Below are 18,279 nucleotides of genomic sequence, written 5' to 3' on the forward strand. Positions count from 1 at the left end.
TCTGCTATGGGGTAAGTCAGTAAGTCCGCAGCCTTTCGCCTGAGACTCACTCCACCGGCTCGGTGTAGCGCGACGTAATCGGATAACGCCAGTCGCGGCCGAACGCGCGATGCGTGACGCGAATTCCGATCGGCGCCTGACGGCGTTTGTATTCGTTGATCTTGATGAGGCGCGTGACGCGTTTCACGTCGTCGACCGCGTAACCCGCCGCGATGATTTCGGCGAGCGAGCGATCCTCCTCCATGTACATGCGCATGATCGCGTCGAGCACTTCGTACGGCGGCAAGCTGTCCTGATCGGTCTGGTTGTCGCGCAGCTCGGCCGACGGCGCGCGCGTCAGAATCCGCTCGGGAATCACATCCTGCTTGCTGAACGTGGTGGCCTGATTGCGGTAGTGACACAGCTTGTAGACCAGCGTCTTGGCGATGTCCTTGATCACCGCAAAGCCGCCGGCCATGTCGCCGTACAACGTGCAGTAGCCCACGGCCATCTCGCTCTTGTTGCCGGTGGTCAGCACGATCGAGCCGAACTTGTTCGACAGCGCCATCAGCAAGGTGCCGCGAATGCGCGCCTGAATGTTTTCTTCGGTGGCGTCTTCGGCGCGGCCGGCGAACTCCTCGGCGAGCGAGCCGCGGAATGCATCGAACATCGGCGCGATCGCGATTTCGTCGTAACGCACGCCGACGCGGCGCGCCATTTCGGCGGCGTCGGTGGTAGAAATGTCGGCGGTGTAGCGCGACGGCATCATCACCGCCCGCACGCGGTCCGCGCCCAGCGCGTCGCACGCAACCGCCAGCACCAGTGCCGAATCCACGCCGCCCGACAGGCCGATCAGCGCGCCCGGAAAGCCGTTCTTGTTGATGTAGTCGCGCACGCCCATCACGAGCGCGGCATACACCTGCGCTTCGAGCGAGCGCTCCGGCGCGATCGCCGTGGGCACCGGCTTGCCGCCGTCGAATTCGACAATCGCGTTGCCTTCCTCGAATTGCGCCATCTTCGCGACCAGATCGCCCTTTTCATCGAGTACGAACGAGCCGCCGTCGAACACCAGTTCGTCCTGCGCGCCGACCATGTTCACGTAGACCATGGGCAAGCCGGTCTCGCGAATCCGCGCGCGCAGAATGTCGAAGCGCACCGCTTCCTTGTTCAGGTGATAGGGCGAGCCGTTCGGAATCAGCAGCACTTGTGCGCCCGCCGCTTTCGCCATTTGCGCAGCCGATGCATGCCACGCGTCCTCGCAAATCACCACGCCATACTTCACGCCGTCCAGTTCGAACACGAACGGCTTCGGGTCGGAAGCGAAGTAGCGCTTCTCGTCGAACACCTCGGTATTGGGCAAATCCTGCTTGCGATAGGTGCCGACCACTTCCCCGTCGACGATCAGCGAGGCCGCGTTGAAGGTATCAACCGGCGGCACGCCGCGCTCGATCGGCGCGTTTGCATTACCATGGCCGTGCGCTACATCGCGCAACGGATGGCCGACGATCACATGCAAGCCGGCGAAGGGCTTCAGTTGCGCGGCCAGATCGGCAAGCGCCGCCGCACTCGCGGTGTAGAACGCAGGACGCAGCAGCAGATCTTCGGGCGGATAGCCGGATAGCGCGAGTTCTGGCGCAATCAGCAGCTTCGCACCATCGTTGTGCGCGGCGCGCGCGGCAGCGACAATCTTCGCGACGTTGCCGGCGAAATCGCCGACGGTGACATTGATTTGAGCAAGAGCGATTCGGGTCTTCATGGCAGGATCGACAGGCAAGCCAGACGGCTTGCGAGTACCGCGGCTGGTTAGCTCGACGGCAACGGACAAATCGGATAAACGAACGACGCACCGCTACATGCTGCGCGTCGCTCATTGGGAACAGTCACACAGATTGAACCAGGAACGCTTTGATTATCGCACGGGCATTCTGGCGTCGCCCTCCGAGGTGGACGCCGCGGAATGGAATGCCCTCCTCGCCCAGCAAGCGCAGCCCACGCCGTTTCTGCGGCACGAGTTCTTGAGCGCACTGCACGCGACCCGTTGCGCGGTCGCCGATACTGGCTGGGCGCCGCAATTCGTCACGCTCACCGACCCGCGCACGGACAAGCTCGCGGCCGCGGCGCCCGTGTATCTGAAGGGGCACTCGTACGGCGAATATGTCTTCGATTGGGCATGGGCCGACGCGTACAAACGCAACGGTCTGCCGTATTACCCGAAGCTGCTGTGCGCCGTGCCGTTCACACCGGTGCAGGGCAACCGGCTGTTATCGGCGGATACGCATGCGCTCAGGCATCTGGCCGCGACGCTGATGGCGTTCGCCGAGCAGGCCGACGTGTCGTCGCTGCATGTGCTGTTTCCGACCGAAACAGAAGCAGGCGCGCTGACCGACATGGGCATGATGCAGCGCGAAGGCGTGCAGTTCCACTGGCTGAACGACGGCTATCGCGACTTCGACGATTTCCTCTCCACGCTCGAACAGAAGAAGCGCAAGAACATCCGCGCGGAGCGTCGCAAGGTTCAGGAGGCCGGCGTGACGATGCGCCGGATTCGCGGCGAAGATATCCAGGACGCCGATTGGCGATTCTTCAGCAAGTGTTATCGGCAAACCTACCGCGAGCACTTTTCGAGTCCGTATCTGAACCTCGATTTCTTCCGGATGATCGGCGCGTCGATGCCGGAAAATCTGCTGCTGGTAATCGCCGAATACGAAGGCAAGCCGATTGCCAGTTCGCTCGTGGTCTATCAGCGCGACGCGAAAACCGGCGGCACGCTCTATGGCCGTTACTGGGGCGCGTTGGAACACGTGCCCTGCCTGCACTTCGAAACCGCCTACTACCAGCCGCTCGAATTCTGCATCGAAGAAAAGCTCGGCGCGTTCGAAGGCGGCGCCCAGGGCGAGCATAAAATGGCGCGTGGTTTTTTGCCGACCGTGACGCGCTCGGCGCATTGGCTCGCGCATCCGGCCTTCGCCGATGCGGTCGGCCACTTCCTCGACAACGAAAAGAACAGCATCCACGCGTACGTGGACGAGCTGCGCGAACACAATCCGTTCAAAGGTTGAAGCGTACCCATGGCGTGGTTTCTGTATCTGCTCGAATGCTCGGACGGCAGCGTCTATACCGGCATTGCCACCGATGTGCAGGCGCGCTTCGACAAACATGTGAGCGGTGAAGGCGCGCGCTATACGCGTTCGCGCAAACCGGTGCAGGTGCTGGTGTCGTTTGAGTTGGCCGACCGGTCAAGCGCTTCGCGCGCCGAGTATTGGGTCAAGCGTTTGCCGCCGGCCGAAAAGCGTGCGCTAGGCGCGGGACTGCGTACGCTCGAATCGGTGTTGCCCGTGCCCGAACCAGAGCCAGAGCCGGTTGCCGCAGACGAGCCGCCCTCCACCTAACCCCTCGCTTCACGCATCCGCTCAGTCAGCAGCCGATGCATCAGCGCGATTTCACCCACGGCGTCCGCCTCCAGCGACGTCAACCGCTCCCGTGGAGGAAGGTCGTGCCGGATCGGCCGCAACGTCCGGTTCAAAGCCGCCTCGATGTCGGCACTCGTGGTGTCAATCCACGCGCCGAGTTCATCGTGCATGCTGCGCCGGTTCGTACTCAAGCGCAGTTGCGTCGCCGTTCCCGCCATCTTTCGCAACACGCTCAGCACCGTCAGCGTCACCGTGTCGACCATCGAGTCCTCGAGTTTTTCGAGGCGAATGCGGCCGATGGCCTCCTCGGCGTTATTGCTGCCCAAACCCGCGGCCCGGCGCAGGCGTTCCATGTCCTTCTCGCTTCGGTCCGGCGACTCCAATGCTGCCCTCAGATACGCAAGATTGGCCCGCACCGCGTCGCTCAGATAGGCACGATAGTCGACCTTTTCCCGCGTCGGCCACAGATAGAACGTCGCCAGCAGCGCCAATACACAACCGAGCACGTTGTTGCCGAGCCGCGTCAACGCGAAGGCGAATTCGCTGGCGCCGGGCGTCGCGAAGTCGGCCACGAGCACGAAGGTCGGTGTCAGGAAAAGTACGAAGAGGCTGTAGCTGACGGGACGCAGCGCCATGGTGGCCACCACCAGCGGAAACACCGCCAGTGAAATGCCGAGAGGCGAATGAATCGCATAGCCGATCACGGCCGCCAGCAGGCCGCCGACGATGCTCCCGGCAGCGCGCTCGATACTCCGTGGCCAGGTCGCAGCAATAGACGGTTGCAGAATCAGCAGCGTCGCCATGGTTGCCCAATAGCCGAAGGGCAGCCCGAGCGCCCGGATGACCAGAAAACCCGCCGTGGTCGTGACGCCGACGCGGGCAGCGTGGCGCAAGCCGACCGACTGAACGGAAAAGTTTGCCTTGAGGGTCGACCACGTCCGCGTCAGCAGTCTGGCGGCACTGTCCTGCCACCCGAGCGGATGAGCAGCTGTCGGCGCGAAATCGACCAGTTCGAAATCGAACTTCAATGTCACAGGTTCCATCAGCGCGGATTCGAGTCGCCGCGCCAGGCGTCGCAAACGGAGTTGCAGGTCGGCGAGACGGTTCCATTGGGCTTCGTTGCTGGCCACGCCGATTCTTCGCAGAACCTCGCCCAGCCCGATCAGCAACCGCGCCGCGCGTCTGGTGCGACGTGCGTCTTGCGGGGTTTTTTCGCAGGCGCCGGTGACCGCAATCAGGTACGCAAAGAGCGCTTCACTCTCGGTCAGGAGCGCGAGCAGATTGTCGTAGTCTTCCCGGCCGGCCGTTCGTGAGCCAGGCACGTTCGCCAGCGCCTTGCGCGAGCGCTCCAGCGCAGCGCGTGCATCGGCGCGAAATTTCGCGGCATGCGTGGCCCACTCGCCAGGCGCTGCGCGCGCTTCGAGCAGGCGCGCGCTGTCCAAGGCGATATCAGCCAGACGCAGATACACCGCACGCAGCGAAGCGCGGCTTGTGCCGAACGGATGAATGCGCCAGACGGTCAAGCTCAGCACGACGGCGAACAGGCATCCGGCCAGATAGACGCCGAGAAAGGCCACACCTTCGCGAACGTTGTGCATCGGCCGGTCGACCATCACCACGCAGGCGGTCGCCGCTAGAATCGTCACCTGCGATGTCGCGGCGCCCCAGATCCTGCCGAACGCGCCGAGCGTCGTGAATATCAGAATGGCGAGCGCCGCGAACACCGTCCCCTCGCCTGACGCGAAGGCGGTCACGCCGCCGCACACGGTGGACAGCAGCGCGAAGCCCATCATCGAGGCGAAGCGCGCGCGATTCGAGCCGGCTGCATCCGCGAGACAGGTCCAGAAAGCGCCGATCGCAGCCCATGCAAATACCGGGTCGTGCAGCAGATTGCCGAGCACCAGCATGGCGGTGGATGCGCAAGCAGCTCTCAGCCCTTCCGACAGATTGGCCTCGCTCGTCGAAAACGACACCATCCATATCGGCCGTTTGCGGTAGATCGCGGTGACGAGCGCATACAGGCTCGCATACAGGCGGCTCGGCCAGCGCAACGACGAAGGGTTGGACTTGCGATTCAGCATCCGGACGGTGGGCTTCCAAAAAACGCACGTTGGCGCTACCTCAGCGCATTGATACGCCGACGGTGGAAAACCTGCCGCGGCCGCCGAATGATAAGGGTTAACACTCATATATAAAAATGCATTCGGTTCATTCATTCGATGCGTTGTGTCTATGCGCTGCAACGCCCGGCCAGACACGCGCACTAACTGCAAGACCCGCTGCGCATGGCGCGGAATCCCTGAAAACGCCGCCCATGAAAAAACCGCGTGGCCCTTGCAGGCTCACGCGGTTTTTTCATCAAGCACCGATGTAACGCAGCTTACTTCTTGTAGTTCGCCACGCCTTCGGTGATTTCCTTGTGCGCGGCTTCGATGCCCGCCCAACCCTCGACCTTCACCCACTTGCCCTTTTCCAGCGCCTTGTATTGCTCGAAGAAGTGCTTGATCTGGTCTTTCAGGTACGCCGGAACGTCGTCGATCGACTTGAGATCAGCGGTCATCGGGCAGACCTTGTCGTGCGCGACGGCAACCAGCTTGGCGTCGACGCCCGATTCGTCAGTCATTTGCAGCATGCCGAGTGCGCGGGCGCGGACCACCGAGCCAGCCAGCAGCGGGAACGGCGTGATCACCAGCACGTCGACCGGATCGCCATCGCCCGACAGCGTTTGCGGAATGTAGCCGTAGTTCGCCGGATAGCGCATGCCCGTGCCGATGAAACGGTCGACGTGCAGCAGACCCGTTTCCTTGTCAGCTTCGTACTTCACCGGATCGCTTTGCGCCGGGATTTCGATGATGACGTTGAAATCTTGCGGAAGGTCTTTGCCTGCGGGGACGTTATTGAAGCTCATGAGCGCTCTCTGATCAGATGGAATTCGGAACACGGCGTGCGGCGCGTGATCTCGAGCGGCGCGAAACTCGCCAGCCCAAGGCGCTACGGCCGGACAGTACGGAATACGCCATTATAGCCAATCGGCCGATGGCACCTCTGGTTGGATCGGCGCGATAATCGTCTGGCGTCGCTCGATTGTGCCTCTCGTTTGTGAACACCGCGTATCTGACCTCGGCCCGAATCACGGCTTGAATCATGGCTGGGTGACACCTCAAGGAGCATGCATGGAAGAAGCCCGGCATTTCATCGGCGGCGAATGGTCCGCTGCATCAGGCGGCGAAACGATCGCCGTGCTCGATCCCTCGGACGGCCAGCCGTTCACCCGGCTGGCCCGCGGCACCGCGGCGGATATCGACGCCGCCGTCCATGCCGCCCGCCGCGCCTTCGAAGGCGCATGGGGCGCAGCGAGCGCCGCGGAACGCGGCCGCGTGCTGTACCGGCTGTCGATGCTGGTGGCCGTCCATCAGGAAGAACTCGCCCAACTCGAAGCCCGCGACACCGGCAAGCCGCTCAAACAGGCGCGCGCCGATTCCGCTGCGCTCACGCGCTATTTCGAGTTTTACGCCGGCGCGGCTGACAAGCTGCACGGCGAAACGCTGCCCTATCAGGCCGGCTACACGGTGCTGACGATCCGCGAGCCGCATGGCGTGACCGGCCACATCGTGCCGTGGAACTACCCGATGCAGATCTTCGGCCGCAGCGTCGGCGCGGCGCTCGCCACCGGCAATGCGTGCGTCGTCAAACCAGCGGAAGACGCGTGCCTCTCGGTCTTGCGCGTCGCCGAACTGGCGGCCGAGGCGGGTTTGCCCGCGGGCGCGCTGAATATCGTCACCGGTTACGGGCATGAAGCGGGCGCGGCGCTCGCGCGTCATCCCGGCATCGATCACATCTCATTCACCGGCTCGCCCGAAACTGGGAAGCTCGTCACGCAAATGGCCGCGGAGAACCACGTGCCGGTCACGCTGGAACTGGGCGGCAAATCGCCTCAAATCGTGTTCGCCGATGCGGATCTCGACGCGGCGCTGCCCGTGCTCGTATCGGCGATCGTGCAGAACGCCGGGCAAACCTGCTCGGCAGGCAGCCGCGTGCTGATCGACCGGGCGATTTACGAGCCCTTGCTCGACCGGCTGAGCAGCGCGTTCCATGCGCTGCGGGTCGGACCGTCGCACGCCGATCTCGATTGCGGTCCGCTGATCAATGCGAAGCAGCAACAGCGCGTGTGGGACTTCCTTTCCGACGCTCAACACGACGGCATCCCGATGGCGGCGCACGGCGAGGTCATCCCCGAAGCGCCCGAAAGCGGCTTCTATCAGGCGCCCACCCTGCTGCGCGACGTGCCCGCAAGCCACCGTCTCGCGCGCGACGAAGTGTTTGGCCCGGTCCTCGCCGCGATGTCGTTCGCCGACGAAGACGAAGCGCTCTCGCTCGCCAATGGCACGCAGTACGGCCTGGTCGCAGGCATCTGGACGCGCGACGGCGCCCGGCAGATGCGCCTCGCGCGGCGTCTGCGCTCCGGCCAGGTGTTCATCAACAACTATGGCGCGGGCGGCGGCGTCGAATTGCCGTTCGGCGGCGTGAAGCATTCGGGCCATGGCCGTGAAAAGGGTTTCGAAGCGCTGTATGGCTTCACAGTGTTAAAAACCATCGCGATTCGTCACGGCTAGGCAGGCATGAGTTCATGCAATTGAGTTCGAAGCGAAGTTAGTCAAAGCATCACCATCCACAACAAACAACGGAGACATCATGCGGTTGACAGGTAAAACGGCCATCGTCACGGGTGGCGGCTCGGGTTTCGGCGAAGGCATCGCGAAGACCTATGCGCGCGAAGGCGCGAACGTGGTGGTCAACGATCTGAACGGCGCCGCGGCTGAACGTGTGGCGAGCGAAATCGCCATCGCCGGCGGCAAGGCGATCGCGGTGGCCGGCAACGTCACGCAACGGGAAGACTGGCAAAAACTGCGCGAGGCCGCGCTCGAAGACTTCGGCAGCGTGCAGATCGTCGTCAACAACGCCGGCACCACGCATCGCAACAAACCGGTGCTCGACGTGACGGAAGCCGAGTTCGACCGCGTCTATGCGGTGAACGTCAAAAGCATCTACTGGAGCGTGCAGGAATTCGTGCCGTATTTCCGCCAGCAAGGCGGAGGCGTTTTCATCAATATCGCGTCGACGGCCGGTGTGCGGCCACGGCCGGGCCTCATCTGGTACAACGGCAGCAAGGGCGCGGTGATCATCGCCAGCAAGTCGCTCGCCGTCGAACTGGGCCCGGACCGCATTCGGGTGAACTGCGTGAACCCTGTGATGGGTGAGACGGCGCTGCTGACCGAATTCATGGGCGTCGAAGATACGCCAGAGAATCGCAAGCGCTTTCTCGCCGGCATTCCGCTCGGGCGTTTTTCGACGCCGCAGGATATCGCCAACGCGGCGCTCTATCTCGCTTCGGACGAGGCCGAGTTCATCACTGGTGTGTGCCTCGAAGTGGACGGCGGGCGCTGCGTGTAAACGCCATGTCAGGCAAACCGTCCAGCACGGCTAGAATCGCGATCGACGGCGGTACTTCATTTCCACAAGAAAAAAGGAGACACCATGGCTAGTCCTGCAAATCCGCTCCACCATCCCGGCGCGGGGGCGCCACCTTCCACGTTCGAGGAGGCGACCTACCGCAAGGTCAGCTGGCGGCTCGCGCCGCTCCTGATGCTCTGCTACGTGGTCGCGTATCTCGACCGCGTCAACGTCGGCTTCGCCAAGCTGCAGATGACTACCGACCTGGGCTTGAGCGACGCGGTCTATGGTTTCGGTGCGGGGATTTTCTTCGTCGGCTATTTCATCTTCGAAATTCCGAGCAACGTGATCCTGCACAAAGTGGGTGCGCGGGTGTGGATCGCGCGAATCATGGTGTCGTGGGGCGTGATCTCAATGCTGACCATGTTCGTCACCACGCCGGCCATGTTCTACGTGATGCGCTTCCTGCTCGGTCTCGCCGAAGCGGGTTTCTTCCCCGGCATCATCCTGTATCTCACGTACTGGTATCCGGCGCACCGCCGTGGCCGCATGACCACCTGGTTCATGACGGCAATCGCATTGTCCGGCGTGATCGGCGGCCCGGTGTCGGGCTATATCCTGAAGAGCTTCAACGGCATGAACGGCTGGCACGGCTGGCAGTGGCTGTTTCTGCTCGAAGGGATTCCGTCGGTGATCGTCGGAGTTCTGGTGTTCGTGATGCTCGACGACCGCGTTGCGAAGGCGAAGTGGCTCACGGCGGAAGAGAAGGAACTGCTCGAGCGCCAGGTGTCGGCTGAAGAAGCGACCAAACACGATATGCCGATACGCCAGGTGCTCTCGAGCGGCCGCGTGCTGATGCTGAGCCTCACGTACTTCTCGTTCGTGATGGGCCTCTATGGCGTGAGCTTCTGGCTGCCAACCATCATCAAGGCGACCGGCGTGACGGATGCGTTCATGATCGGCATCCTGTCGGCGATTCCGTTTGCCGCGGCGGTGGTCGCGATGGTATTTGTGTCGCGCAGCGCGGACCGCAAACGCGAGCGGCGCTGGCATATCGCCTTGCCGGCCTTCGCCGGGGCGATCGGCCTCGTGCTCTCCGTGGTGTGGGCGCACAACACGGTGCTGGCGATGGCCTCGCTCACGCTCGCAACCATGGGCATCCTCACCACGCTGCCGCTGTTCTGGAGTTTGCCGACGGCAATCCTCGCCGGCACCGGCGCGGCCGCCGGCATCGCGATGATCAATTCGATCGGCAATCTCGCAGGCTTTCTCAGCCCGTATGCGGTCGGCTGGCTGAAGCAGGCGACTGCCGCGAATGACTCCGGCATGTATATGCTGGCGGCGTTCATGATCCTCGGCGGTCTGCTGGCGATCAGTGTGCCGGCGAAGATGGTCAATAAGTAAGCGCGGCCGACCAGCGATCTCGCGGACGACGTAACGCAGCAACCGCCGCCAACAGTGTTGAGTTACGCGTAACGCGCCACGCTTCAAAGAAAAAGCCCCGGCATCTTCCAATGCCGGGGCTTTTTCATGTGCGTCTACTGCGGCGCGTCTCAACTGCTCGCTGCAGCGCTCAACGCATCAAACGATATTCATCGCCAGCGCACTCTCGCGATAATGCTCGCTCGCCTTGGCGGAATCGCCAATCTGTTCATGCAAACGCGCCAACGCGCGATGCGAACGAATTTTCAGCGTCTCGTTGTCGGCAAGTTTCAGCGCGCGCTCGAGGAACGATTGCGCCTTGCCCCACAACTGCTGATGCAGGCACAAACGGCCCAATGCGAACATCAAGTCCGCGTCTTCCGGGCGATCCTTCTGCCAGCCTTCGGCCTTCTGGATCAGCGGCAACGCGTCGCCGCCGGTCGTGTCCGGATAACGGCGCAGCAGACGCGCGTCCCAGTTCTGCGCCAGCGCTTCTTCCACGATCTTGCGGGCTTCCTGCGGACGATTCAGCGCTACCAGCAGTTCGGCGGCGAGATCGGCGAGACGCGGCGAATGACGTTCCGTAGCCGACAGCGAATTCCACAACTCCAGCAGCGCATCGGCGTTATGACGCCGGTCGCGCAGCAGGTTTTCCGCCGCGAGCTGGCGCAAACGCACCGCCACAGCAGGATGGATCGCCTCGCGTTTTTCCAGTGTCTTGACGAGCTTGAGCACTTCGCCCCAGTTCTTCAATTGCTGTTGCGCACGCAACGTGATCTGCTGCGCGTGGATCCGCCGTGCGCCCTGCGACTGCATTTCAGTCAGCGCGGCGAGTGCACCGTCCGCGTCGCGCCCGTCGGCACGCATGTCCGCGGTGGCCATCAGGCGAGCGTCCTGCCAGTCGGCTTCGTCGATCTGGGCGAGCCATTCGTCGCGCCGTGCATATTCACGCATGCGGTGCGCCGCGGTGGCCGCGATCAAACCGGCCGCGCCCTTGTTGTCGCCATTCGTGAGCGAATCTTTCGCTGCTTTTTCAGCGCGCGAGAAACGCCCGGCGTACAGATTGCCGATTGCGTCACGCAGCGCGGCGTGCGCCTTCGCGACACGCGAGCGCGCACGGTAGGCCGCCACGCGCTGCGGCATGCGCCAGATATTGCGAACGATGCGCAGAAGCGCGTACATCAGGATGAACAGCACCACCAGCCCGACCACGAACAGATTCAGCGAGATGTCGACGCGGTACGGCGGATAGACCAGCAGCACCTGCCCCATGTCGAAGCGTCCAACCACCGCCAGCACCACGGCGATGGCGAACAGCAGCGCGAGCCATAGAAGTCCCCGGATTGCCATGATTAACCTCGGCTCCGGTATTGATTGACGGCCTGCAGGCTGGTGTTCAGAGTCGGCAGTTCAACCGCGGCCGAACCCGCATCCACCTGCTTGACCAGATCGACCACGGTCTGCGTTTTCTTCGACGTATTGTCGAAGTAACGCGTGAGCGCAGCCTGCGCCGCCTGCAGGTCGGACTTCAGCGTGGTCTGGTTGCGCGAGAGCAGCGCGAGCCGCGCCGACAGCAAACGCAGCTTCAGATTCTCGCGCACGAAATAGCCTTGATCGGGCGTGACGAGCATGGCGTCGGCGTTATCGATTCGGCGCACCTGCACGAGGCTGCTGAGCTGCTGGCCGATGCCGGTTGTGACTTCACGCCACCACACTTTCCAGCGCGGCTCGCCGGTGGCCGCGGCCACCTTCGCCGTGTCGGCCCAGGTGGCGGCCTTCGGCGTTGCGTGAGCAATCGGGGCTTCGCCGGAAAGCGGCAGGCTGTCGACCTGGTCGATCGCGTTGTCGAGCTTGATCGCCATACCGGTCAGATCCGTGGACGGCGCGGCCTTCAGCTTGTCGATGTCTTGCGCGATTGCCTTGCGTACGGTCACGGCCTGCGGGCTATCCGACGCGGCGAGACGCGTGTCCGCGCTTTGCAGCGCGAACAACGCAAGCTGCGTATTGCCGGTGAGCTGCAATTGCTGGCTCGCGGCCGACAGCATCTGGCCGACCTCGGCCATCGTCCAGTCGTCGCGATTGCGGGCGAGATCGGAGTATTGCTGTTGCAGCGCCTGCTGCGCGGTCTGCGCATCCGCAAGCTTGCCTTCGAGTTGCGCGACCTGCGAGTCGGACTGATGCACCGTGGCCAGCGCCTGATCGGTCTTGACGCGCAAGTCGTTGGTCTGCGCGTCGTTCGCCTGCTGGCGTTGCACGAGCTGTTGCTCGGTGCGCTCCACCTTGCGATTGAGCGCATAGCCGCCCACCCCCGCCGCACAAGCAATGATCACGACGACAAACCACAGCAGCGGTCCGCTCGCGCTGCGGCGCTTTTCCTGCGCTTCGTAGGGCGTGAAGGGTGGATTCGGCGGCAACGCAGTGGTTGCGGCCGGCTGGGGTGAAGCGTTCGTGGATGCGTTCGTTTCAGTCATGCGTGATTTAGCCGGTGAATGAGCCGGGTTGGACGGTACCGGTTGAACAACGGTCGGGACGGCGGCAAGCAAGGCGCGGGCAATACGCTCATCGCCCGCACCGGACACCGTAATGCTATCAAAACCCAATGCCCGCGCGGTCTGCGCGATACGGGGATGCGGCGTGACCAGATTGGCGTGCTTCAGTTGCGTGATTTCGTCGGCGGTCAGATGCTCCTGCGCGAGTTCGTGCAGGTTGCGCACGCCCTCCGAACTGGTGAGCAGCCAGGCGTGCGGCGCGCCGGCTAGCAGCGCGTGCACGCGCGCCCAGCCGCCGATCGACGGTTCCGGCACGAGACGGCGATAGGCCGCGACCGTTTCGACTTCGGCGCCCGCTTCGCGCAAGCGGTCAGCAAGCCATTCGCGGCCGCCGTCGCCACGCACGATCAGGACGCGCTTGCCTTCGAGGCTCGTCGCGCCGAGCGCGGTATCGATCGCCGCGAACAGGCCTTCGGAATCGAAGCGCGCCGTATCGTCTTCGGCTACGGACGGCGGGCTGATGATCGTGTAAGCCGGCGCCGCGACGCCGTGGCGCGCCAGCGCCTGCACGCTGCCAGGTCCGACTACGCCGATCGGCAGCGCGTGCGGCCAGATCGCATCGCTCCTGGCAAACGCGTGATCGACCGCGTTGGGCGAGACGAACACCACCAGTGCATAGCGTTCCAGAGAGGCCAGCGCTGCGCGCAACGGCGCTTCGTCAGTGACAGGCGCGATGTCGATCAGCGGAAAGTCGAGCACGGCAACGCCCGCTGCCGCGAGTTGCGCGATTAATTCGTTCGACTGACCGGCCGGTCGCGTAATCACGACCGTGAACGCCGCCTTGTCGACGGATGAGGATGCGTTGCCCGGGATATCGGCCGCCATCACTCGCCGGTCGCCGCGCTGTCCGCCGACCCGGCGGCGGGGCCGCTGGCCGTGCTCAACGCGCGGACGATTTCCATCGCACCTTGCTGCTCGAGCGCGTCCGCCACTTCCTTGCCGAGCGCCACCGCGCGTTCGACCGTGGGCGCCGGCGCCGATGCCTGCGCGCTCAACACACGCTGGCCATCAGGCGTAGCGACGATGCCGCGCAGATGCAGCGCGCCGTCGTGCCAGTGTGCATAGGCCGCGAGCGGCACTTCGCAGCTGCCGCCCAAGGCGCGCGAGACCATCCGCTCTGCTTCGACGGCCGCTGCCGTATGTTCGTGATGCAAGGGGGCGAGCCATGCCGCGAGGTCCGCGCGATCGGCGCGAATCTCGATGCCGAGCGCGCCCTGACCGGCTGCGGGCAAGCTGTCTTCCGGATCCAGATTCGCGCGGATGCGCTCGCCCAGACCCAAACGCTTCAAACCGGCAGCCGCCAGAATGATCGCCGCATAGTCGCCGCGATCGAGTTTCGACAGACGGGTGTCCAGATTGCCGCGCAACGGCCGCACCACCAGGTGCGGATAACGCATGCGCAGCATCGCCTCGCGGCGCAGGCTGGAGGTGCCGACCACCGCACCGGCCGGCAGCGCGGCAAGCGAGTCGTACTCGTTCGACACCAGCGCGTCGCGCGGATCTTCGCGCTCCATGATGGTGGAGAGCGCAAAGCCCGCGGGCAGCTCCATGGGCACGTCTTTGAGCGAGTGCACGGCCAGGTCGGCGCGGCCGTCGGCCAGCGCCGCTTCCAGTTCCTTGACGAAGAGGCCCTTACCACCAACCTTCGACAAAGTGCGGTCGAGAATTTGATCCCCACGTGTCGTCATTCCGAGGATTTTTACGTCACAAGATGGATATAATTTGTGCAGCGCACATCGCACATGCTCCGCCTGCCACATGGCAAGGCGGCTTTCTCGCGACGCAATCACAAGCGTGTGGGGTGGCGTAGAAAACGTCTCGGTGTTCATTAGCTTGCTGATCGAATGACGGGATGTAATAACAATCAATGTTAGCACGCGCCCTTGTGTCTCAAGGCACAGCGGAGCGCCGTGCTAGCGCGGTATCGATGGAGGAGACGGGCCTCGTAGAGCGCACGCCTGCCTCATCCCAGCCTGTTCAAGCACGGTCGTTCGCGCACCGGGGCGCGGCATGCGGGATGATGCAATGCGGCGCAACGTGGCTGTCGTGCATGCAATGCACGTCACACACCTCGTGCGCTCCATGCAAATGGGCACGCGGCTCCCCTCTCCGGCGTATTGCCATCGCCGCATACCGGTTTGTCCAGGTTTCGCGCAGTTCACGTTGCAACTCTTAGTGCAGTTCCGCAGTAGCAGTTCATCACTCAACAGACCCTGGCTTCCCTGAGGAAACCCATCGTGACGTCTTCCGGATCGGCGCGCCCTGCCCGCCGCAACACTGCATCGCCCAACGCTCAAGCGGCTGACGCCGCAACGGCTGCCCAGTCCACACCGGCCCAACGCGCCGGCAAATCTGCTAAGGCAGGCCAGGCCGCTAACGTCGCCAAAGCCTCCAAATCCGCCAAAGCCTCTACGCCCGCCAAGGCGGACAAGACGGTGAAGGCCGTCAGGACAGGTAAGGCGACGCAAGCCGCGAACGCCGCCCAGACGCTGAAACCGGCCAAGGCGAAGTCCCCGAAGACCAAGGCCGTCGCGAGCGTTGCCGCGCCAGAAGCCACTCAGGCGCCCAAGCTGCAAGCCGTTTCGCCGGATACGGTCGTACCCGCCTCGAAAAGCAGCGGCCGCACGCGTGAGGACAAGGACCATCCGCTGTTCCAGGACATCCGCTATCTCGGGCGCCTGCTCGGCGACGTGCTGCGCGAACAGGAAGGCGACGAGGTGTTCGACGTCGTGGAGACGATCCGCCAGACCGCCGTGCGTTTTCGCCGCGAAGACGATAGTGCCGCCGCACAAACGCTCGATAAGAAACTCCGTTCGCTGAGCCCGGAGCAAACGGTCAGCGTGGTGCGCGCGTTCAGCTACTTTTCGCATCTTGCGAATATCGCTGAAGACCGCCACCGCAACCGCCGTCACCGGATTCACGCGCTGGCCGGCTCGACCTCGCAGCCGGGCACCATGGCTCATGCGCTCGAACGGCTCGTCGAAGCGGGCGCCGCTGCAACGCCGGTCCTGCAGCAGTTCTTCAATGATGCGTTGATCGTGCCGGTCCTGACCGCGCACCCTACCGAGGTGCAGCGCAAGAGCATTCTCGACGCGCAGCACGACGTCGCGCGTCTCCTCGCCGAACGCGATCAGCAGTTGACCAACCGCGAACGCGCGCACAACGAAGCGATGCTGCGTGCGAGCGTCACGTCGCTCTGGCAAACGCGGATGCTGCGCGATTCGCGCCTGACGGTCGCCGATGAAATCGAAAACGCGCTGTCGTACTACCGCGCGACCTTCCTCGAAGAAATTCCGGCGCTCTACGCCGACATCGAGGAAGCGCTCGCCGAGCACGGCCTCGAGGCGCGCCTGCCGCCGTTCTTCCAGATGGGTAGCTGGATCGGCGGCGATCGCGACGGCAATCCGAACGTCACGGCCGAAACGCTCGAGCACGCGATCACCCGCCAAGCGGCGGTGATCTTCGAACACTATATGGAACAGGTGCACAAGTTGGGCGCCGAGTTGTCGGTGTCGAACCTGCTGGCCGGTGCAAGCGACGCGTTGAAAGACCTCGCGGCCATCTCGCCCGACCAGTCGCCGCACCGCACCGACGAACCGTATCGCCGTGCCTTGATCGGCATGTACACGCGACTCGCGGCGAGCGCGCGCGTGCGTCTCGGTGAAGGCAGCGTGCCGGTGCGCAGCGCGGGCCGCGGTGCGGCGCCGATCCGCGCCAAGCCGTACGACGACTCCGCCGAATTCGTGCGCGATCTGCACGTGCTGATCGATTCGCTCGCCGAGCACCATGGCGCGCCGCTCGCGGCACCCCGCCTGTCGCCGCTCGCGCGCGCCGCCGAAGTGTTCGGCTTCCATCTGGCGAGCATCGACTTGCGTCAAAGCTCCGACATCCATGAAGCGGTGATCGCCGAGTTGATGAAGCGTGCGGGTGTGGAAGACGACTACGCGTCGCTCTCCGAAGAAGACAAACTCAAGGTGCTGCTCGCCGAATTGTCGCAGCCGCGCCCGTTGCGCCTGCCCTACGCCGAGTACTCCGATCTCGTGAAGAGCGAACTCGGTGTGCTCGAAGAAGCCCGCGTCACGCGTGAGAAGTTCGGTGCGCGCGCGGTGCGCAACTACATCATTTCGCACACGGAGACCGTCAGCGATCTGGTCGAAGTGATGTTGCTGCAGAAGGAAACCGGCCTGCTGCACGGCCGCCTCGGCGACGCGCACGATCCGGCGCGCGCGGGGCTGATGGTGATCCCGCTGTTCGAAACGATCCCCGACTTGCGCAACGCGCCGCACATCATGCGCGATCTGATCGCGCTGCCGGGCGTCGACGCACTGATCGAACATCAGGGCAACGAGCAGGAAGTGATGCTCGGCTATTCGGACAGCAACAAGGACGGCGGCTTCCTGACGTCGAACTGGGAGCTGTACCGCGCCGAACTGGCGCTCGTGTCGCTGTTCAATGAACGCGGCGTGACCCTGCGCCTGTTCCATGGACGCGGAGGCACGGTAGGCCGTGGCGGTGGTCCGACGTACCAGGCGATTCTGTCGCAGCCGCCAGGCACCGTCGACGGCCAGATCCGCCTGACCGAGCAAGGCGAAGTGATCGCCAGCAAGTTCGGCAATCCGGAAATCGGCCGGCGCAACCTGGAGACGGTGGTGGCCGCAACGCTCGAAGCCTCGTTGTTGCCGCACGGCATTGCGCCCGCGCAATTGCCCGCCTTCGAAGAAACCATGCAGCAATTGTCCGACGCGGCGATGGCCTCGTATCGCGCGCTGGTCTACGAAACGCCGGGCTTCAAGGAGTATTTCTTCGAGTCGACGCCGATCTCCGAGATCGCCGAGTTGAACATCGGCAGCCGTCCGGCTTCGCGCAAATTGCAGGACCCGAAGCAACGGAAGATCGAAGACCTGCGCGCGATTCCGTGGGGCTTCTCATGGGGCCAATGCCGTTTGCTGCTGACCGGCTGGTACGGTTTCGGCAGCGCAGTGGCCGCGCATCTGGACAGCGCGCCGAGCGATGCCGAGCGCACCCGCCGTCTTGCGCTGCTCAAGAAAATGCACAAGACGTGGCCGTTCTTCGCGAACCTGCTCTCCAACATGGACATGGTGCTGGCGAAGACCGACCTCGCGGTGGCCTCGCGCTACGCACAGCTCGTGTCGGACAAGAAGCTGCGCAAGCATGTGTTCGAGCGGATCGTCGCGGAATGGGAGCGGACGTCGAAGGTGTTGTCGGAGATCACCGGCAAGAGCGAACGGCTTGCTGAGAATCCGCTGCTCGCGCGTTCGATCAAGAACCGCTTCCCGTATCTCGATCCGTTGAATCACTTGCAGGTCGAGTTGCTCAAGCGTCACCGCGCGGGCGATACCAACGCACGTGTGCGGCGCGGGATTCATTTGAGCATCAACGGGATTGCGGCGGGGCTGCGTAATACGGGCTGATCAAAGCCACATCAACCGGGTGGGTAGTACCACCCG

12 protein-coding genes are annotated in these 18,279 nt (G+C 63.8%); 6 read left to right on the forward strand and 6 right to left on the reverse strand.

All coding sequences use genetic code 11. The annotated features are described in order from the left end of the window. Window positions 1-46: 46 nt before the first annotated feature. A complete protein-coding gene (locus KHO30_RS32185) occupies window positions 47-1,735 on the reverse strand; it encodes an NAD+ synthase (RefSeq protein WP_211703345.1) in 1,689 nt (562 codons plus the stop codon). 133 nt (window positions 1,736-1,868) lie between these two features. Between KHO30_RS32185 and KHO30_RS32190 the strand changes: the two genes are divergently transcribed. Beyond that, complete coding sequence (locus KHO30_RS32190) at window positions 1,869-3,038, forward strand: GNAT family N-acetyltransferase (RefSeq protein ID WP_200650761.1); 1,170 nt, start codon at window positions 1,869-1,871, stop codon at window positions 3,036-3,038. A gap of 9 nt (window positions 3,039-3,047) precedes the next feature. After that, a complete protein-coding gene (locus tag KHO30_RS32195; protein WP_211703346.1) occupies window positions 3,048-3,368 on the forward strand; it encodes a GIY-YIG nuclease family protein in 321 nt (106 codons plus the stop codon). On the opposite strand, the gene KHO30_RS32200 is transcribed toward KHO30_RS32195, so the two are convergent. Together KHO30_RS32200 and ppa are read right to left on the reverse strand one after the other, a co-directional pair. Beyond that, window positions 3,365-5,470, reverse strand: a complete 2,106-nt coding sequence (locus KHO30_RS32200) for an FUSC family protein (protein WP_211703347.1) — start codon at window positions 5,468-5,470, stop codon at window positions 3,365-3,367. The genes KHO30_RS32195 and KHO30_RS32200 overlap by 4 nt on opposite strands. A 299-nt stretch (window positions 5,471-5,769) precedes the next feature. Beyond that, entirely contained in the window at window positions 5,770-6,297 is a 528-nt protein-coding gene (gene ppa, locus KHO30_RS32205) for an inorganic diphosphatase (RefSeq protein ID WP_093643862.1), read from the reverse strand. Window positions 6,298-6,562: 265 nt separating this feature from the next. On the opposite strand from ppa, the gene KHO30_RS32210 reads away from it, so the two are divergent. From KHO30_RS32210 to KHO30_RS32220, 3 genes are all read left to right on the forward strand, one after another. Next, a complete protein-coding gene (locus tag KHO30_RS32210) occupies window positions 6,563-8,002 on the forward strand; it encodes an aldehyde dehydrogenase family protein (RefSeq protein WP_200650748.1) in 1,440 nt (479 codons plus the stop codon). Window positions 8,003-8,081: 79 nt separating this feature from the next. Beyond that, a complete protein-coding gene (locus tag KHO30_RS32215; RefSeq protein ID WP_093643867.1) occupies window positions 8,082-8,840 on the forward strand; it encodes an SDR family oxidoreductase in 759 nt (252 codons plus the stop codon). 84 nt (window positions 8,841-8,924) lie between these two features. Further along, a complete protein-coding gene (locus tag KHO30_RS32220) occupies window positions 8,925-10,244 on the forward strand; it encodes an MFS transporter (protein ID WP_211703348.1) in 1,320 nt (439 codons plus the stop codon). A gap of 177 nt (window positions 10,245-10,421) precedes the next feature. Here the strand turns inward: KHO30_RS32220 and KHO30_RS32225 are convergent, their stop codons facing one another. Genes KHO30_RS32225 through hemC form a run of 3 tightly spaced genes read right to left on the reverse strand, consistent with a single transcriptional unit; the run spans window position 10,422 to window position 14,640 of the window. Next, window positions 10,422-11,612, reverse strand: coding sequence for a heme biosynthesis protein HemY (locus tag KHO30_RS32225; protein WP_211703349.1), 1,191 nt, complete (start codon window positions 11,610-11,612; stop codon window positions 10,422-10,424). Between the two features lie 2 nt (window positions 11,613-11,614). Further along, the gene (hemDX, locus tag KHO30_RS32230; RefSeq protein ID WP_211703350.1) at window positions 11,615-13,636 is read right to left on the reverse strand and encodes a fused uroporphyrinogen-III synthase HemD/membrane protein HemX; all 2,022 of its coding nucleotides are present in this window, start codon (window positions 13,634-13,636) and stop codon (window positions 11,615-11,617) included. Then, the gene (gene hemC, locus KHO30_RS32235) at window positions 13,636-14,640 is read right to left on the reverse strand and encodes a hydroxymethylbilane synthase (RefSeq protein ID WP_200620205.1); all 1,005 of its coding nucleotides are present in this window, start codon (window positions 14,638-14,640) and stop codon (window positions 13,636-13,638) included. Before hemC ends, hemDX begins: the two co-directional genes overlap by 1 nt. Window positions 14,641-15,048: 408 nt before the next feature. Between hemC and ppc the strand changes: the two genes are divergently transcribed. Further along, window positions 15,049-18,243 (forward strand): phosphoenolpyruvate carboxylase, encoded by a 3,195-nt coding sequence (gene ppc, locus KHO30_RS32240; protein WP_211703351.1) that lies wholly within the window; start codon window positions 15,049-15,051, stop codon window positions 18,241-18,243. Window positions 18,244-18,279: the final 36 nt, after the last annotated feature.

The sequence above is a fragment of the Paraburkholderia aspalathi genome (assembly GCF_905220735.1).
GTDB classification, from domain to species: Bacteria; Pseudomonadota; Gammaproteobacteria; order Burkholderiales; family Burkholderiaceae; genus Paraburkholderia; species Paraburkholderia aspalathi.